Annotated in this window: 11 protein-coding genes and 1 pseudogene; 10 read left to right on the top strand and 2 right to left on the bottom strand. The window is 52.6% G+C overall.

The annotated features are described in order from the left end of the window. Positions 1-136 precede the first annotated feature (136 nt). The 5 genes from purL to glnB all read left to right on the top strand — a co-directional run bounded on the left by purL (position 137) and on the right by glnB (position 8,583). On the top strand, positions 137-4,024 hold the full coding sequence (gene purL, locus AACS05_RS17535; RefSeq protein WP_045446240.1) for a phosphoribosylformylglycinamidine synthase: 3,888 nt from the start codon (positions 137-139) through the stop codon (positions 4,022-4,024). Between the two features lie 577 nt (positions 4,025-4,601). After that, positions 4,602-6,032: a two component system sensor histidine kinase QseE/GlrK gene (gene qseE, locus AACS05_RS17530; RefSeq protein ID WP_045446234.1), complete on the top strand. Its 1,431-nt coding sequence runs from the start codon at positions 4,602-4,604 to the stop codon at positions 6,030-6,032. A gap of 22 nt (positions 6,033-6,054) precedes the next feature. Further along, positions 6,055-6,798: a two-component system QseEF-associated lipoprotein QseG gene (gene qseG, locus AACS05_RS17525; RefSeq protein ID WP_045446231.1), complete on the top strand. Its 744-nt coding sequence runs from the start codon at positions 6,055-6,057 to the stop codon at positions 6,796-6,798. Continuing rightward, a complete protein-coding gene (gene glrR / locus AACS05_RS17520; RefSeq protein ID WP_304413159.1) occupies positions 6,798-8,132 on the top strand; it encodes a two-component system response regulator GlrR in 1,335 nt (444 codons plus the stop codon). The genes qseG and glrR overlap by 1 nt, the downstream gene beginning before the upstream one ends. Positions 8,133-8,244: 112 nt before the next feature. Continuing rightward, positions 8,245-8,583, top strand: a complete 339-nt coding sequence (glnB, locus tag AACS05_RS17515) for a nitrogen regulatory protein P-II (protein WP_002914032.1) — start codon at positions 8,245-8,247, stop codon at positions 8,581-8,583. 59 nt (positions 8,584-8,642) lie between these two features. Here the strand turns inward: glnB and hmpA are convergent, their stop codons facing one another. Then, positions 8,643-9,833, bottom strand: a complete 1,191-nt coding sequence (gene hmpA / locus AACS05_RS17510) for an NO-inducible flavohemoprotein (RefSeq protein WP_045446225.1) — start codon at positions 9,831-9,833, stop codon at positions 8,643-8,645. A gap of 326 nt (positions 9,834-10,159) precedes the next feature. On the opposite strand from hmpA, the gene glyA reads away from it, so the two are divergent. Together glyA and AACS05_RS17500 are read left to right on the top strand one after the other, a co-directional pair. Continuing rightward, positions 10,160-11,413, top strand: a complete 1,254-nt coding sequence (glyA, locus tag AACS05_RS17505; RefSeq protein ID WP_045446222.1) for a serine hydroxymethyltransferase — start codon at positions 10,160-10,162, stop codon at positions 11,411-11,413. Positions 11,414-11,563: 150 nt separating this feature from the next. Next, positions 11,564-11,779: pseudogene (locus AACS05_RS17500) on the top strand (transcriptional regulator); the annotation flags it as partial. 69 nt (positions 11,780-11,848) lie between these two features. Here the strand turns inward: AACS05_RS17500 and AACS05_RS17495 are convergent. After that, positions 11,849-13,042 carry an ROK family transcriptional regulator gene (locus AACS05_RS17495; protein ID WP_045446219.1) on the bottom strand — a complete coding sequence of 398 codons (1,194 nt, stop codon included), beginning with the start codon at positions 13,040-13,042 and terminating at the stop codon, positions 11,849-11,851. Positions 13,043-13,156: 114 nt separating this feature from the next. Between AACS05_RS17495 and AACS05_RS17490 the strand changes: the two genes are divergently transcribed. The 3 genes from AACS05_RS17490 to AACS05_RS17480 all read left to right on the top strand — a co-directional run bounded on the left by AACS05_RS17490 (position 13,157) and on the right by AACS05_RS17480 (position 18,777). Next, the gene (locus AACS05_RS17490; protein ID WP_045446216.1) at positions 13,157-16,423 is read left to right on the top strand and encodes a DUF5107 domain-containing protein; all 3,267 of its coding nucleotides are present in this window, start codon (positions 13,157-13,159) and stop codon (positions 16,421-16,423) included. Positions 16,424-16,495: 72 nt separating this feature from the next. After that, positions 16,496-17,935 carry a sugar porter family MFS transporter gene (locus AACS05_RS17485; RefSeq protein ID WP_045446211.1) on the top strand — a complete coding sequence of 480 codons (1,440 nt, stop codon included), beginning with the start codon at positions 16,496-16,498 and terminating at the stop codon, positions 17,933-17,935. Continuing rightward, entirely contained in the window at positions 17,935-18,777 is an 843-nt protein-coding gene (locus tag AACS05_RS17480) for an aldose 1-epimerase (protein ID WP_045446208.1), read from the top strand. Before AACS05_RS17485 ends, AACS05_RS17480 begins: the two co-directional genes overlap by 1 nt. The last annotated feature ends 60 nt before the right edge of the window (positions 18,778-18,837 follow it).

Raw genomic sequence — 18,837 nt, 5'->3', positions numbered from 1 at the left:
TTGATGATAAGAGAAAGTCGTGATTTTATTTCGACGCAAACGGTTTCGTCTCTGCGGTAGATTCTTTATAATGACGCCCGTTTCCCCCCTTGCGCACACTTATAAGCGCCTCAGGCGCTTCGAAGACGAGAGACTTATGATGGAAATTCTGCGTGGTTCGCCTGCACTGTCTGCATTCCGTATTAACAAACTGCTGGCGCGTTTTCAGGCGGCCAATCTTCAGGTCCACAATATTTACGCCGAGTATGTCCATTTTGCTGACCTGAATGCCCCGTTAAACGAGGATGAGCATGCGCAACTTGCACGCCTGTTGAAGTATGGTCCTGTTCTTCGCAGCCATGTCCCTGAGGGCAAACTGCTGCTGGTAACGCCTCGCCCTGGCACCATCTCCCCCTGGTCTTCTAAAGCGACTGATATTGCCCACAACTGCGGTCTGCAGCAGATTAGCCGTCTGGAACGTGGCGTCGCCTATTATGTAGAAGCCTCTACGCTGACTGCAGAAGAGTGGCAGGACGTTGCTGCCGTACTGCATGATCGCATGATGGAAACGGTATTCTCTTCGCTGGACGAAGCAGAAAAACTGTTTGTGCATCACCAGCCGGCACCGGTTTCTAGTGTCGATCTGCTGGGTCAAGGCCGCCAGGCGCTAATTGACGCTAACCTGCGCCTGGGTCTGGCGCTGGCGGACGACGAAATTGATTATCTGCAGGATGCGTTTACCAAACTGGGACGCAATCCGAACGACATCGAATTGTATATGTTTGCGCAGGCCAACTCTGAGCACTGCCGTCATAAAATTTTTAACGCCGACTGGGTTATCGACGGAAAACAACAGCCGAAGTCGCTGTTCAAGATGATTAAAAACACCTTCGAAACCACACCGGATCACGTGCTGTCTGCTTATAAAGACAACGCGGCGGTGATGGAAGGTTCTGAAGTGGGCCGCTACTTTGCCGACCATCAAACGGGTCGCTATGACTTCCATCAGGAGCCGGCACATATCCTGATGAAAGTAGAAACACACAACCACCCGACGGCGATCTCGCCATGGCCGGGCGCGGCGACCGGTTCCGGTGGCGAAATTCGTGATGAAGGCGCAACCGGACGCGGCGCAAAGCCGAAAGCGGGCCTGGTTGGTTTTTCCGTCTCCAACCTGCGAATTCCTGGCTTTGAACAGCCGTGGGAAGAAGATTTCGGTAAACCAGAACGTATTGTTACCGCGCTGGATATCATGACCGATGGTCCTCTGGGGGGCGCGGCGTTTAACAATGAATTTGGTCGTCCGGCGCTGACCGGTTACTTCCGTACCTACGAAGAAAAAGTTAACAGCCACAACGGCGAAGAGCTGCGCGGTTACCACAAGCCAATCATGCTGGCCGGTGGGATCGGTAATATCCGCGCCGATCACGTACAGAAAGGTGAGATCGTCGTGGGTGCGAAACTGATCGTCCTCGGAGGCCCGGCAATGAACATCGGTCTTGGCGGCGGTGCGGCCTCTTCGATGGCTTCCGGCCAGTCCGACGCCGATCTCGATTTTGCTTCCGTGCAACGTGACAATCCGGAAATGGAACGTCGTTGCCAGGAGGTTATTGACCGTTGCTGGCAGATGGGCGATGCCAACCCGATTCTGTTTATCCACGATGTGGGGGCAGGCGGACTGTCTAATGCTATGCCTGAGCTGGTCAGCGACGGCGGGCGCGGTGGTAAGTTTGAACTGCGTGATATCCTCAGCGATGAGCCGGGCATGAGCCCGCTGGAAATCTGGTGTAACGAATCTCAGGAACGTTACGTGCTGGCGGTTGCCGCTGACCAGTTAGCGTTGTTTGACGAGCTGTGTAAGCGTGAGCGCGCACCATATGCAGTGATCGGTGAAGCCACCGAAGAACAGCACCTTTCTATGAATGACCGTCATTTTGACAATCAGCCGATCGATCTGCCACTCGATGTATTGCTCGGCAAGACACCGAAAATGACCCGCGATGTACAGACGCTGAAAGCGAAAGGCGATGCGTTAAATCGAAGCGATATCACGATTGCAGATGCGGTCAAACGCGTGCTGCACCTGCCCGCAGTTGCAGAAAAAACTTTCCTGGTGACAATTGGCGACCGTACCGTTACCGGCATGGTTGCACGTGATCAGATGGTGGGGCCGTGGCAGATCCCGGTCGCGAACTGCGCGGTGACGACTGCCAGCCTTGACAGCTACTATGGCGAAGCGATGTCAATCGGCGAGCGCGCACCGGCTGCGCTGCTGGACTTCTCCGCTTCGGCACGCCTCGCGGTAGGTGAAGCGCTGACCAACATTGCGGCAACGCAAATAGGTGATATCAAACGTATCAAACTGTCCGCAAACTGGATGGCGGCCGCTGGTCACCCTGGCGAAGATGCCGGGTTGTACGAAGCGGTAAAAGCGGTAGGGGAAGAATTATGCCCTGCACTTGGTCTGACCATCCCGGTGGGCAAAGACTCCATGTCGATGAAAACCCGCTGGCAAGAAGGTAACGAACAGCGTGAGATGACCTCGCCGCTGTCGCTGGTGATTACCGCTTTTGCCCGCGTGGAAGATGTGCGTCATACCATTACACCGCAGCTCTCGACCGAAGAGAACGCGCTGCTGTTGATTGACCTGGGCCTTGGCCACAATGCACTGGGTGCGACATCACTGGCGCAGGTTTACCGCCAGTTGGGTGACAAACCGGCTGATGTACGCGACGTCGCGCAACTGAAGGGCTTCTATGACGCCATTCAGGCGCTGGTGGCGCAGCGTAAGCTGCTGGCCTACCATGACCGTTCAGACGGCGGTCTGTTAGTGACTCTGGCTGAGATGGCATTTGCCGGTCACTGTGGTATTCAGGCTGAAATCAGCACACTTGGCGATGACGCTCTGTCTGCTCTGTTTAATGAAGAGCTGGGTGCAGTGATTCAGGTGCGTGCGACAGATCGCGATGCAGTAGAGGCTGTTCTCGCAGCTAACGGTCTGACAGATTGTGTACATTACCTCGGACAGGCAGTCGCAGGTGATCGTTTCACTCTGACAGCCAACGGCCAGTCCGTATTCAGTGAAAGCCGCACTACGCTTCGTATGTGGTGGGCAGAAACCACCTGGCAGATGCAGCGTCTGCGTGACAACCCGGAATGTGCCGATCAGGAACACGATGCCAAGGCGAACGATGCGGATCCAGGCCTTAACGTAAAACTGTCGTTTGATATCAACGAAGATGTTGCCGCGCCGTATATTGCCACCGGTGCGCGTCCAAAAGTGGCTGTGTTGCGTGAGCAAGGTGTTAACTCCCACGTTGAGATGGCCGCGGCTTTCCACCGTGCTGGCTTTGACGCCATCGACGTTCACATGAGCGATCTGCTGGGCGGACGTATCGGCCTGGGGAATTTCCAGGCGCTGGTTGCCTGTGGCGGTTTCTCTTACGGTGATGTACTGGGTGCCGGTGAAGGCTGGGCGAAATCAATACTGTTCAACAACCGTGTGCGTGATGAGTTTGAAACCTTCTTCCATCGCCCACAGACGCTGGCGCTTGGTGTATGTAACGGCTGTCAGATGATGTCCAACCTGCGCGAATTGATCCCGGGTAGCGAACTGTGGCCGCGCTTTGTACGTAACCACTCTGATCGTTTCGAAGCTCGTTTTAGCCTGGTGGAAGTGACGCAAAGCCCGTCTCTGCTGTTGCAGGGAATGGTCGGGTCAATGATGCCGATTGCCGTTTCTCATGGTGAAGGGCGCGTGGAAGTACGTGATGATGCACATCTGGCGGGGCTGGAAAGCAAAGGTCTGGTAGCGCTGCGCTATGTTGATAACTTTGGCAAGGTGACTGAAACCTATCCAGCGAACCCGAATGGCTCGCCAAACGGGATCACTGCGGTGACGACCGAAAATGGTCGTGTGACGATTATGATGCCGCATCCGGAACGAGTATTCCGTACTGTGAGCAACTCCTGGCACCCGGAAAACTGGGGCGAGGACAGCCCGTGGATGCGTATCTTCCGCAATGCGCGTAAGCAACTCGGCTAATCATAACGATAGACATCAAGCCCCTCTTCGTGAGGGGTTTTTTTTGTCTGGTCCAGTTGAGCGACGTAAATCCTGTTAGGGGATGAGGCGTTTACACCTCCAGGGTGTCGGCAAATGCCGACAATGGCACGACCAGGATGTCGCCTAAAGGAGACAGCTAATCAATTGATTTATATATTATTTATTTTTTAGTGTTATATGTGTTGCTAATTAGCGACAAAAGGTGCAAAAAACAGACGGAAGAATTTTTAGCATATTTAAACATATTTCTTATATTTATCATTGTGTTAATAAAATGTTTTGATTGTTGGCACAGTTGCTGCATAATAATAACCAGTGGCTCATTCACCCTCTTATGTCAGCCCCTTCGGGACGTGCTACATAAACTTCGAATGACGCACAACAAGGTGCCTGCCGTCCAACTTCTGATATTAGCGTTGCTCATATCAATCTCCGGGCGAAACGTCGAGTTAGGCACCGCCTTATTCCATAACAAAGCCGGGTTAATCCCGGCTTTGTTGTATCTGGCGTTTCCCTCAGTTAGCATCTTCTTATTCGTGTCCGTTGAGGTAACGCCTTGAAGCGCTGGTCTGTTTTCCCCCGTTCTTTACGCCAGTTGGTGACGTTGGCTTTTTTGCTGATCCTGCTGCCTTTGTTAGTGCTGGCCTGGCAGGCATGGCAGAGTCTGAACGTGCTTAGCGCCCAGGCTGCGTTAACGAACCGAACGACGTTGATTGATGCCCGACGAAGCGAGGCGATGACCAATGCGGCACTGGAGATGGAACGCAGCTATCGGCAATACTGCGTGCTTGATGATCCGACCCTGGCGAAGGTCTATCAAAGTCAGCGCAAACGCTACAGCGATATGCTGGATGCGCATGCGGGCGTTTTACCGGATGACAAACTCTATCAGGCGTTGCGCCAGGATTTAAACGACCTCGCACAGCTACAGTGTAAAAATAGCGGCCCTGATAGCGTGGCGGCGGCACGACTTGAAGCTTTTGCCAGCGCCAATACGGAGATGGTTCAGGCAACGCGTACGGTGGTTTTCTCTCGTGGGCAACAATTACAACAAGATATAGCGGAGCGTGGGCAGTTCTTTGGCTGGCAGGCACTGGTGCTGTTTCTCGTCAGCCTGGCGATGGTGTTGCTGTTCACGCGGATGATTATCGGACCAGTCAAAGGTATAGAACGGATGATCAACCGCCTGGGGGAAGGGCGCTCGCTGGGTGATAGCGTACTGTTCACCGGCCCTCGGGAACTGCGCTCGGTTGGTCAGCGAATTATCTGGCTGAGCGAGCGCCTTTCATGGCTGGAGTCTCAGCGGCATCAGTTTTTACGCCACCTTTCACACGAGCTGAAAACACCGCTGGCAAGTATGCGTGAGGGAACAGAACTGCTGGCAGACCAGGTGGTTGGTCCTCTGACGGCGGAGCAGAAAGAGGTTGTCGGTATTCTGGATGACAGCAGCCGCAATCTGCAGAAACTGATTGAGCAGTTGCTGGATTACAACCGGAAACTGGCTGATGAGGTGATTGAGCTTAAGAACGTTGAGATAGCGCCGCTGGTGGATGGCGTTGTTTCTGCACATAGCCTGCCCGCTCGCTCAAAAATGATACATACTGATGTTGCGCTGGCTGCGAGTTCCTGTCTGGCAGAGCCTGGGCTGTTAATGAGCGTGCTGGACAATCTTTATTCCAATGCGGTGCACTATGGGGCTGAATCCGGTACCATTTGTATCCGCAGCAGTTTGCATGGCTCTACGGTATATATAGATATAGTGAATACCGGCACACCGATTCCAGAAGCAGAAAAGACCATGATCTTCGAGCCTTTTTTCCAGGGGAGTCATCAGCGGAAAGGGGCGGTAAAAGGAAGCGGGTTGGGGCTTAGTATCGCCAGAGATTGCATCCGCCGTATGCGGGGAAAACTGTATCTGGTCGATGATAATGCGCAAGGTGTTTGCTTTCGCATAGAACTGCCGCTATCTGCAACGAAAAAACACTAAAATCAACCTAAGTCTGGTGAGTATGCCACACGTTGTTGTCCGAATGCTTAAACGACATTTTTTCCGCCGCGCCTTATGGGTGAGCCTGCCGTGCCTGGCGCTGGTAGGGTGTGTACCGAATGCGGTGAATCATATTATCGGTGATCCTTCGCAGGAGAAAATTCCTCCTCATCAATTGGCCGATTACCTTTCAACAGAATGTGCGGATATCTGGTCACTACAGGGTCAGTCCACAGAATCTAATCCGCTGTATTGGCTGCGGGCAATGGATTGTGCCGATCGCATGATGGCGGTTCAGGCGCGCAGTGAAGCCAGTGCCCTGCTGGCGGATACCTGGCAGGGCGCTTTCAAACGTGGGATCCTGCTAGGCAGTGCCAATATTACCCCACCAGAACGGCGGGACGCGATTACGCGCCTTGATGCGTTAAGCCCGCAAATCCCCGCTCAGGTACGACCGCTTTATCAGGTCTGGCGCAGCAGCCAAACGCTGCAGTTACAGCTTGCAGAAGAACGCATGCGCTATAGCAAACTCCAGCAGGCATCAGACAGCGATCTTGATACGCTGCGTTTACAACAACAGCATTTGCAAGCCCAGCTCGATCTGACTACCCGCAAACTGGAGAATCTGACGGATATTGAACGCCAGCTTTCTACCCGCAAACCTGCCGGTAACTACAGTCCCGATACGCAGCATGGGAGTGATAAACTCACCACACCTGACAACGGGGATGGTGCGGTGTCGTCATCTGATGAGGTAACGCCATGATAAGCCGTAAACCCGCGCATTTACTGCTTGTAGATGACGATCCTGGGTTGTTGAAATTGCTCGGAATGCGACTGACCAGCGAAGGTTACAGTGTCGTAACGGCGGAAAGCGGTCTGGAAGGACTGCGGATCCTGAACCGTGAAAAGGTGGATCTGGTTATTAGCGATCTGCGCATGGATGAAATGGACGGTATGCAACTGTTTACTGAAATCCAGAAAGTCCAGCCTGGGATGCCGGTTATTATTCTTACGGCTCATGGTTCTATTCCTGATGCTGTTGCCGCTACTCAGCAGGGTGTTTTCAGTTTTCTCACTAAGCCGGTCGATAAAGACGCGTTATACAATGCCATTGACGGGGCGCTGGAACAGTCTGCGCCCGCCACTGATGACCGCTGGCGTGAATCAATCGTTACCCGCAGTCCTCTGATGTTGCGTTTGTTGGAGCAGGCACGGATGGTGGCGCAATCAGACGTCAGCGTACTGATCAACGGTCAAAGCGGTACCGGGAAAGAGGTTTTCGCTCAGGCTATTCACAACGCCAGCCCGCGAAGCCACAAACCTTTCATTGCGATTAACTGCGGCGCGTTGCCGGAACAACTGCTCGAGTCTGAACTGTTTGGTCATGCGCGCGGCGCCTTTACCGGCGCGGTGAGCAACCGTGAAGGGTTATTTCAGGCCGCTGAAGGCGGGACGCTGTTTCTCGATGAGATAGGTGACATGCCCGCGCCATTACAGGTCAAATTATTGCGCGTGTTGCAAGAGCGTAAAGTCCGCCCCCTTGGCAGCAATCGTGATATCGACATTGATGTGCGGATCGTTTCTGCGACGCACCGTGATCTGCCCAAAGCGATGGCGCGGGGTGAGTTTCGCGAAGATTTATTCTATCGCCTCAATGTCGTGAGTTTGAAGATCCCGACGCTGGCCGAGCGTACTGAAGACATCCCACTACTGGCAAACCATCTGCTACGCCAGTCTGCTGAGCGGCACAAACCGTTCGTGCGTGCATTTTCGACTGACGCGATGAAACGTTTAATGACAGCCAGTTGGCCAGGAAACGTGCGTCAGTTGGTCAACGTGATTGAACAGTGTGTGGCGCTAACTTCTTCACCGGTAATCAGCGATGCGCTGGTGGAGCAGGCGCTGGAAGGCGAAAATACTGCGCTGCCAACCTTTGTCGAAGCGCGTAACCAGTTTGAACTCAACTACTTGCGTAAGTTGTTGCAAATTACCAAAGGCAACGTTACTCATGCGGCGAGAATGGCGGGGCGCAACCGGACGGAGTTCTATAAGTTGCTCTCTCGACACGAACTGGATGCGAACGATTTCAAAGAATAATTTTACACTGCATCATTCAAGCTGCTGCCAGGCATCATGAATGATTTTGTGTAATCGTTTAATGTGTTAGGTTTATCCGATCAAAAGACAGGCGACCTTTTCAAGGAATAGCATGAAAAAGATTGATGCGATTATTAAACCCTTCAAGCTGGACGACGTCCGCGAAGCGCTGGCAGAAGTCGGCATTACCGGTATGACTGTGACGGAAGTGAAAGGATTTGGCCGTCAGAAAGGCCATACCGAACTGTATCGCGGCGCGGAATATATGGTGGATTTTCTGCCGAAGGTGAAAATTGAAATTGTGGTAACTGACGATATTGTTGATACCTGCGTCGATACCATTATTCGTACTGCACAAACGGGTAAAATTGGCGACGGCAAGATTTTTGTCTTTGACGTGGCACGCGTTATTCGTATTCGTACCGGTGAAGAAGACGACGCGGCAATTTAAGTCGGGTCTGCTTAGCAGGCCTGACAGGCGTAGCGCCATCAGGCCTGCTTTATAACGAATTACAGCACTTTATGTGGACCGAAACATTCGTAGTGAATGTTTTCGTTCTTCACGCCCAGACCGACCAGTTGCTTCGCGGCAAACTGCATAAAGCCAACCGGACCGCAAAGATAAAACTGCATTGACGGGTCGCTGATTGCACCTTCCATCTTGTTTAAATCCATCAGTCCTTCGCTGTCATATCCACCTTTTTCGCGATCCGCTTCGTTCGGCTCACGATACCAGGTATGTGCGGTAAAGCGCGGCAGCGTTTTACCCAGTTCACTTACTTCATCGGCAAAAGCATGCACATCGCCGTTTTCTGCCGCGTGGAACCAGTTAACCTGTGCGGTGTGCCCGGATTTTGCCAGCGTATCCAGCATGGCCAGCATCGGCGTCTGACCAACACCCGCAGAAATCAGAGATACTGGCGTATCGGTTGCCACATCCATGAAAAAATCGCCCGCTGGTGCGGCTAAATGAACGATGTCACCGATATTCGCGTGGTTATGCAACCAGGTAGAAACCTGGCCGCCGTCTTCGCGTTTAACGGCAATACGATAGCCTTTACCATCCGGTTTGCGGGTCAGAGAGTACTGACGAATTTCCTGATGCGGGAAACCTTCCGGCTTCAGCCAGACGCCCAGATATTGCCCCGGATGGTATTCTGCCACCGCACCGCCATCGACCGGCTCAAACTCAAAGCTGGTGATTAACGCGCTACGCGGGGTTTTTGCCACGATACGGAACGGACGAGTACCTTCCCAGCCGCCATTTTTGTTGGCGTTTTCACTGTAAATCTGTGCTTCGCGGTTGATGAAGACGTTAGCCAGCACGCCATACGCTTTGCCCCAGGCATCCAGTACTTCCTGACCTGGACTGAACATTTCGTCCAGCGTTGCCAGCAGGTGACCGCCCACGATGTTGTACTGCTCGGGCTTAATCTGAAAGCTGGTATGCTTCTGGGCTATTTTCTCAACCGCAGGCAGCAACGCCGCCAGGTTTTCGATATTGCTGGCGTAAGCGGCGATGGCGTTAAATAACGCTTCACGTTGATCGCCATTACGCTGGTTACTCATGTTGAAAATTTCTTTGAGTTCGGGGTTATGCGTAAACATGCGATCGTAGAAATGGGCGGTCAGCTTCGGGCCTGTCTCAACCAGCAGGGGAATGGTGGCTTTCACTGTAGCGATGGTTTGTGCGTCAAGCATACTGTCTTCCTTTATCTGAGACTTTAATGATGTATGTCAAATGCATCTTATAAAAAATACCCCTGCATTGTAAATGGTTCTTTGTAACTTTGCGTTGTAATGGTTACAACGTGAAAAATCTGCATCACAAACCTGAAAAGAAATCCGTTGAAATTAAGCAGACCTTTGTTCTCCAAAGCCTTGCGTGCTCTGAAGGTAATCGTTTGCGTAAAATCCTTTGTCAAGACCTGTTATCGAAGAATGATTCGGTTATACTGTTGGCCGAAGTCCAACGGGACTGCCTTTTTAGGCCGAAATTCTATTGTTAGCTGAGTCAGGAGATGCGGATGTTAAAGCGTGAAATGAACATTGCCGATTATGATGCCGAACTGTGGCAGGCTATGGAGCAGGAAAAAGTACGTCAGGAAGAGCACATCGAACTGATCGCCTCCGAAAACTACACCAGCCCGCGCGTGATGCAGGCGCAGGGGTCTCAGCTGACCAACAAATACGCTGAAGGTTATCCGGGCAAGCGTTACTACGGTGGTTGTGAATACGTTGATATCGTTGAGCAACTGGCGATTGATCGCGCCAAAGAGCTGTTTGGCGCAGACTACGCTAACGTCCAGCCGCACTCCGGTTCTCAGGCTAACTTCGCTGTCTACACTGCTCTTCTGCAACCGGGTGATACCGTTCTGGGTATGAACCTGGCGCAAGGCGGTCACCTGACTCACGGTTCCCCGGTAAACTTCTCAGGTAAACTGTACAACATCGTCCCTTACGGCATCGATGAGTCTGGTAAAATTGACTACGAAGACATGGCGAAGCAGGCTCAGGAGCACAAACCGAAGATGATTATCGGTGGCTTCTCTGCTTACTCCGGAGTTGTTGATTGGGCAAAAATGCGTGAAATCGCCGACAGCATTGGCGCATACCTGTTCGTCGACATGGCGCACGTTGCCGGTCTGATTGCCGCAGGCGTGTACCCGAACCCGGTTCCGCATGCTCATGTTGTTACCACTACTACCCACAAAACCCTGGCGGGTCCGCGCGGCGGCCTGATCCTGGCAAAAGACGGTAGCGAAGAGCTGTACAAAAAACTGAACTCTGCTGTATTCCCTAGCGCGCAGGGCGGCCCACTGATGCACGTTATCGCGGCGAAAGCGGTGGCACTGAAAGAAGCGATGGAGCCAGAGTTCAAAGTCTACCAGCAGCAGGTTGCGAAAAACGCCAAAGCGATGGTGGAAGTGTTCCTGAACCGTGGCTACAAAGTGGTTTCTGGCGGTACTGAGAACCACCTGTTCCTGCTGGATCTGGTAGACAAAAACCTGACCGGTAAAGAAGCTGACGCTGCGCTGGGCCGTGCTAACATCACCGTTAACAAAAACAGCGTACCGAACGATCCGAAGAGCCCGTTCGTCACTTCCGGTATTCGTATCGGTTCCCCGGCTGTGACCCGTCGTGGTTTCAAAGAAGCCGAAGTGAAAGAGCTGGCTGGCTGGATGTGCGATGTTCTGGACAACATCAATGATGAAGCTGTAATCGAGCGCGTCAAAGCGAAAGTCCTGGATATCTGCGCACGCTTCCCTGTTTACGCGTAAGTCATTTTTATTGCCGGATGGTGGTTTAACATCACATCCGGTAGTTATATCGATTTAAGCGTCACTGACTCATCTAATAAAGCCGCTATCTGCGGCTTTTTTTCTGCCTGAATCCACTGCCTCAGTAATTGCATTTTACGCCCCTGATTTTTGAGCTATGTCAGTATTGCTCCGCCCTGTTCCGGCTCGTTAGCGATAGCTGTGAAGGCGTGGTTTAAACAGCAACAAAGTTAGCCCATTATTGTTCAGGTCTCTACGAATATTCAGGTGATCATGAGCCTGGCCGGTACAGGAGAGGCTTTGATGCCCGGTTATATGAATAATTTTAATACCGAGCTGGTGGTTTTCAGGCCAAAAGTCGGCGATAAAATCTGCGCTGGCGGATTTTATCGCTACGGTACAGGGATGTTTGGTAGTGACTATGACGGGTAATGACTACAGCTCGCTAAGCTGTGATTCCACATACAGATAACCAATTCCCATCAATTGCTGAGCGCGGTTAAGTTGACCGAAGCTTATCTGTGTTGCTCTGGCGCGCGGATTATCGCCGTGGTCGAACGGATTAAATCCGGTTTGCTGTACCAGAGTATGTAACCAACTATCACCAAAGGCGCAGCTACGGCCGTACAGCCATATTTGATTAATATTCAATATATTCAGAAAGTTATACAGACTTAGTCCAATTGCACTGGCTGCGTGTTCGGCCCAGGCCTGAATACGCACATCTCCGTGTTTCCAGGCATCAATTAGTTGATCGGTAGTCAGTGTTTCCGGATCATAATGGGGTGCCGGTTGAGATTTCATCCACACTCTGGCCTGTTTTTTCAGTGCACTAAGAGATGCCACTGTCTCCAGACAACCGTAACGCCCACAGTCACAGGCAATCCCATCGGGATCAATGATGGTATGACCAATCTGGCCGCTGCCATACAAACTGCCACGCCAGATACTGTCGTTGATCACGAACGATGAACCAATCCCGTAATCGACGTTAATGACACAAAAGTCGCCGTTAGCTGCCGGATTCTGCCACTTTTCAGCCAGTGCCAGCATGACACAGTCATTATCCAGACGTACCTGTACGCCCAGCATTTCCTCCAGCAGATATTTTATTTCAACCGGTGTTTTCCACGGTGCCTGCGGCATCGTTTTGGAGGCACCGGTAACAGGATCAACCTGCCCGTGAACGCCCAGAGCGAGGTTAATGGTCACCTCGGGATACTGCCGACGATACTCCCGCCAGTGTGTCGCTAATGCAGCCAGTAACGCTTTTGGCGTCTCTGGAGTGATAACTTCATGTCGCCAGTCACCGACGGCCATCAACCGTGCGTCCGCCAGTTGGCTGATGATGCTGGTGGGAGTGACGTTAATACACAACGTCCAGGCGCCTTTTTCCGGCAAATGATAGCTGCCGCTGCTCAAACCGCGCTGGCTTAACGTTTCCCGGGAGTGGCTGATTCTCCCTTCATCCATTAACTCTTCGAGGATGTTGCTCACCGCCGGGATCGACAGACTGGTGAGCTGCGCCAGCTGTGACTTACTGAGCTGTTTTTCCCGCCACAGATGCGACAAAAAAATCTGTTTATTCGCCTGGCGAACTCTGGCGTTATTGAATCCCGGTCGCTGCATTCACTTAACTCCCTTAACTGTATTGCGTGAGCATTGCGCATTTTAACGCCACTTAACTGCCGCAGAATAGCATCAGGTTAAGTTTTTACTTTTGTTTATTGAGTGGAGAGCGGCATGTACGGTTCAGTTAAGGTTTGGCAGGAAACGATCACCCTTCCAACATGGACTGCGGGCGAGGAAGACGCTAACCCGATGTTTCTGGAGAAACGGGTTTATCAGGGATCTTCAGGCGCGGTTTATCCCTATGGCGTGATTGATACGCTGACTGGTAAGCGTGAAATGCGCGATTACCAGGCGGTGTGGATGGAGAATGATTTCATTCGCATTATGCTGTTACCGGAGCTGGGCGGGCGCATTCACCGTGCATATGACAAAGTGCAGCAGCGCGATTTCGTTTACTACAACGAAGTGGTCAAACCTGCGCTGGTAGGGCTGCTCGGGCCATGGATTTCTGGCGGTATTGAATTTAACTGGCCGCAGCACCACCGCCCAACCACGTTTATGCCGGTTGATTTTACGCAACAGCAAGGTGAGCAGGGTGAATACACCGTGTGGATGGGAGAAGTTGAACCCATGCGTGGTTTACAGGTCATGACCGGATTCACGCTGTACCCGGATCGCGCTCTGATTGAAATAACCGGTAAGGTGTTTAATGGCAATGCCACTCCGCGCCACTTTTTATGGTGGGCGAATCCGGCAGTGAAGGGCGGTGACGATCACCAGAGCGTTTTCCCGCCGGATGTGACCGCAGTTTTCGATCATGGTAAGCGCGATGTGTCTGCGTTCCCTATCGCTACCGGTACTTACTACAAAGTGGATTACTCCGCTGGCGTGGATATCTCCCGCTACAAAAACGTCCCGGTTCCAACCTCCTATATGGCTGAAAAATCAAACTATGATTTTGTCGGCGCATGGCATCACGGGGAACGTGGAGGATTGTTGCACGTTGCAGATCACCACGTTTCACCGGGGAAAAAGCAGTGGACCTGGGGATACGGTGATTTTGGCGTCGCCTGGGATCGTAACCTCACCGATGACAACGGTCCGTATATTGAACTGATGACAGGGGTCTTTACCGATAACCAGCCTGACTTTACCTGGCTTGCTCCGTACGAAGAGAAAGTCTTCGTACAAAATTTTCTGCCCTACAGTGAACTTGGCATGGTGCAAAACGCCAGCACGCAGCTGGCGCTTCGTCTGGAGCGTGATGGCAGCCAGCTCTCTATTGGTGTCTATGCCATTGCGCCGCTGCGGGATGTGCAGGTTACGCTTTCTGCAAAGGGAGAACCATTCTATGAAAATACGCTGACCCTGGCGCCGGGGCAAAGCTGGCTGGTTGACGTGTCTGATGGCGGTCATACTCGGGTGATGATGAGCGTGACGCGGGCTGATGGTGTTACGCTTCTGGATTATGAAGAGCACATTGCCGAAGAGCTACCACTGCCTAAGGCGGCTGTTGCCCCTGCGCAACCAGAAGCATTGTCCAATACCGATGAACTCTATTTTATTGGGCAGCATCTGGAACAGTACAACCACGCCAGCCGCTATGCGGAGGACTATTATCGCCGTGCGCTCGAGGTAGACCCACAGGACTATCGCAATAATGTGGCGCTGGGAACGCTGGCACTAAACCGTGCTGACTGGATCCTGGCCGAACGTTGCGCGCGCAAGGCGCTGGAACGTGCGCATAAGCTTAATAAGAATCCGCGCGATGGTGAAGCGAGCATGTTGCTGGCCGCTGCGCTGGAGCGTCAGGGTGACGATGACAGCGCCTGGGAAAATTACTATAAGGCAAGCTGGAGCGGCAACTGTCGCGATGCGGCGTTCTGGTCATTATCACGCCTGGCGATGAAACGCCAGGACTACGCCGGTGCGCTGGAAAAGGTAGAACAGAGCCTGCGTTTTAACGGTAGTAATAACCTCGCCATGGGGTTGAAAGCCCTCGCGCTGGCGAAACTGAATCTTCCTGCGAAAGCACTGGACTATATTACCCAACAGCTTGTTGATTATCCGCTGAGTTATACCCTGCACTACGCGCGCTGGGCAATCAGCCAGGATGATGACTCAGCACAAGCGCTTATCTCCATTACCGGTCGACGTGGCACGAATGCCTGCGAGCTGGCAGGATGGCTGACCTCATTTGGTCAGCAGGATGCCGCCCGTGATGTGCTGGAACTGCTCGACAGCCAGGAAACATTACCGATGTTGTGGCGAGCCTCACTGAGCGAGGATCCGCAGCCTTTCATTGACCGTGCCCGTAAGTGTCTGCAAAAACGCGTGCGTTTCCCTAATACGCTGGATGAAGTGCAGATGCTGCAAACGCTGGCGCAGAGTGCCTTTGCCCGCTACTTGTTGGGGTGTTTCTGGTACAGCAAACGGCGTTATACCGAAGCGGTTTCTTGCTGGCAATTTACCCTTGAGCAGGAGCCGGATTTTGCCCCGGTGCACCGATTACTGGGGATTTACGCCTGGAACAAACAGCACGATGCATCGCTGGCGAAACGCTATCTGTCTCAGGCTGTGGCGCTGGAGCCACAAAATGCGCGTTTCCTGTTTGAACTCGATTATCTCAATAAGCTGATGGCGCAACCGGCTGAACAGCGTTTAGCAAAACTTGAAGCCAGTAAAGACGTGGTATTCCATCGCGATGATCTGACGGTAGAACTGCTCAGTCTGTGGAATGGGCTGGGGCACTATGATGCTGCTGCGGCAGTGCTGAGTGAGCGCGTATTTCACCCCTGGGAAGGTGGTGAAGGCAAAGCCACCGGACAATATCTGCTTAATCAACAACATCGGGCGCTGGCTGCTATTCAGGCAGGCGACTACCAAACTGCCATCATTTTGTTGCAGCAGGCATTGCACTACCCGCAGAACCTGGGGGAAGGACGTTTACCCGGACAAACGGATAATGACATCTGGTATTTGCTGGGTTATTGCACCAAACAGCAGGGATATATCGAAGAAGCCCGGCAGTATTTTGTGCGAGCAACTCGCGGTGGCAGTTCGCTTGATGCCGGACGCTATTACAACGATCAGCCGGTGGATTATCTCTTCTGGCAGGGTATGGCATTGAGAGCGTTGAGCGATAACGCAGAAGCAGACAACCTGTTTCACAGCTTCCTGCAATGGGTCGAGTCGCAACACGACAAGGTTCCTGAAGTCGATTTCTTTGCAGTATCGCTTCCCGATCTTGTAGTGCTGGACACCTCTGCACAAGCGAAACACCAGCAACACTGTCTGTTCATCAATGCGCTTGGGCATCTGGGACTGGGAAATATTCCTGACTCCCGGCACTTCCTGGATGCGCTTCTGCAACTCAATCCGGCGCATGACAAGGCGCAACTGCTGCGTCACGCCATTAACGTAAAGCTATTCCTGTAACGCTCTGATCGGGTGGGGGCGACTCCACCCGAAACCTTCTGTCCCCTGCGTTTCCCTGAAAGAGGAATCATAATGAATAACGCGCAGACACATTTAAAGATTGGCTATGTCTGGACTATCTGCCTGGTTGCGGCTTGCGGTGGTTTACTGTTTGGCTATGACTGGGTGGTGATTGGCGGGGCAAAACCCTTCTATGAAGCTTACTTCTCTATAACCGATCCGGCACAGTCTGGTTGGGCGATGAGTTCGGCGCTGGTGGGCTGTATCTTTGGTGCGTTGATTTCCGGTTGGTGCGCCGACAAGTTCGGCCGCAAAATGCCGCTTATTCTCTCAGCGATACTCTTCAGCGCTTCGGCCTGGGGTACCGCCGTAGCCAGCAACTTTGACATGTTTATTGTCTATCGAATTGTTGGTGGTGTAGGGATTGGTCTGGCGTCGGCGCTCAGCCCACTTTATATCGCCGAGGTCAGCCCGGCTGAAAAGCGCGGTCGCTTTGTGGCGGTCAACCAACTGACCATCGTAATTGGCGTGCTGGCAGCACAACTGATCAACCTGATGATTGCGGAACCGGTTGCAACCGGCGCCACGCAGCAGGCGATTGTTGAAAGCTGGAATGGCCAGATGGGCTGGCGCTGGATGTTTGGCGCCGAGTTAGTGCCTGCGGTGGTGTTCCTGGTTTTGATGTTCTTTGTACCGGAATCACCGCGCTGGCTGGTGAAGGCTGGGAAGGTCGAGCGTGCGCGAGCTATGTTGCAACGGATTGGTTCTGCCGAATATGCCGGACAAACTTTGCAAGAGATCGAACATACTCTGCAAAAAGATAATCATAGGGTGGCCTGGTCAACGCTATTACAACCGCAGATCAAACCGATCGTCATTATTGGAATGGTACTGGCTGTATTCCAGCAATGGTGTGGGATCAACGTTATCTTCAACTATGCCCAGGAGATCTTTGCGTCCGCCGGGTTCGATATCAATGGGACACTAAAATCTATTGTGGCGACGGGGATTATTAACCTGGTCTTTACCCTGGCCGCGTTACCGCTGGTGGATAAAATTGGTCGCCGTAAACTGATGCTGTTTGGGGCCTCTGGACTTACGGTCATCTACGTGTTGATTGCCGGTGCGTATGGGTTAGGTATTCTCGGCTGGCCGGTACTGGTCCTGGTGCTGGCAGCGATTGCCATTTATGCCCTGACGCTGGCTCCGGTTACCTGGGTATTACTGTCAGAAATTTTCCCAAACCGTGTGCGTGGGCTGGCAATGTCGCTGGGCACACTGGCGCTGTGGATTGCCTGTTTCCTGCTGACTTACACTTTCCCGTTGCTTAATGCGAGTCTCGGCGCATCAGGAAGCTTCCTGCTCTACGGTGTTATTTGTGCCATGGGTTATGTTTATGTGCTACGCAATGTGCCGGAAACTAAAGGCGTAACGCTGGAGGCACTGGAAGAAAAACTGGCGGCGCAGCATACGAAGGTTAGTGCATCAGCCCAACAACGAAGCGCCCGATAATGAACGACGCGCTGACGTTGCAAAACGCACATCTGCGGATGTGCGTTGACCCTCAGGGCGGTTCGTTGCTGAGTCTGGTTTCGTTACAACATCAACAACCTGTCTTACGTGAAGGGCAAGGCAAGAAGCCTGGTGATTGCGGCCTGTTCCCTATGCTACCTGTTGCTAATCGTGTGGCGGACAATCGTTTTCTGCTGTGTGGAAACCGGGTGGTTTTACCCCAACATGATGCGGACGATGTTTTCTTTTTACATGGTGACGGTTGGCTGAAACGCTGGGAGGTTGTTGCTGCTACCGAAAGTCATTGTTTACTGCGGTTGCGCAGCCAGCACGCATGTGGCTATGACTATATAGCGGATCTTTGCTATCAGTTGGAAGAGTCAAGCCTTTACGCCTCGTTAATGATAACCCATTGCGGCGTGCAGTCGATGATCTATGGCTGTGGGTTCCATCCGTTTTTTGCCTTTGATTCGCACAGTACGGCGCAGTTTACCGCCGGTGGTTACTGGCCGGAGGGGGAGCAGCACCTGCCACTGAGCTGGCAAAGTGATATTCCGCCGCCTGCAGATTTCATACACGCGCAATATGGCGAAGATGACTGGTTAAATGTGGGATATTCCGGCTGGAGCGGACGGGCTGTTATCCAACATGATGTGATGAAGGTCACGCTTTTAGCGCAAACTCCCTGGCTGATGCTGTTCAGAATGTCGGGTGGCGAGTTCCTTTGCCTTGAGCCGCAGACGCATCCGGTGAATGCCCACAACATGCAGGGACTGCCGGGGTTAAGGGTATTAGGCCAGGGAGAACAGTGCCATTTTTCGATGCAAATTTGCGTAGAGTAGGGCAAGAATCATGTTATCTGCCTGTTAATGCTCTCTTGCGCCAGCCCGTGTTTATCGCCA

The sequence above is a fragment of the Citrobacter sp. S-77 genome, from assembly GCF_963864895.1.
In the GTDB taxonomy this organism is placed as follows: Bacteria; Pseudomonadota; Gammaproteobacteria; order Enterobacterales; family Enterobacteriaceae; genus Citrobacter; species Citrobacter murliniae.
The sequence above is the reverse complement of the archived record's forward strand: the minus strand, read 5'-3'. Positions and strand labels throughout refer to the sequence as shown.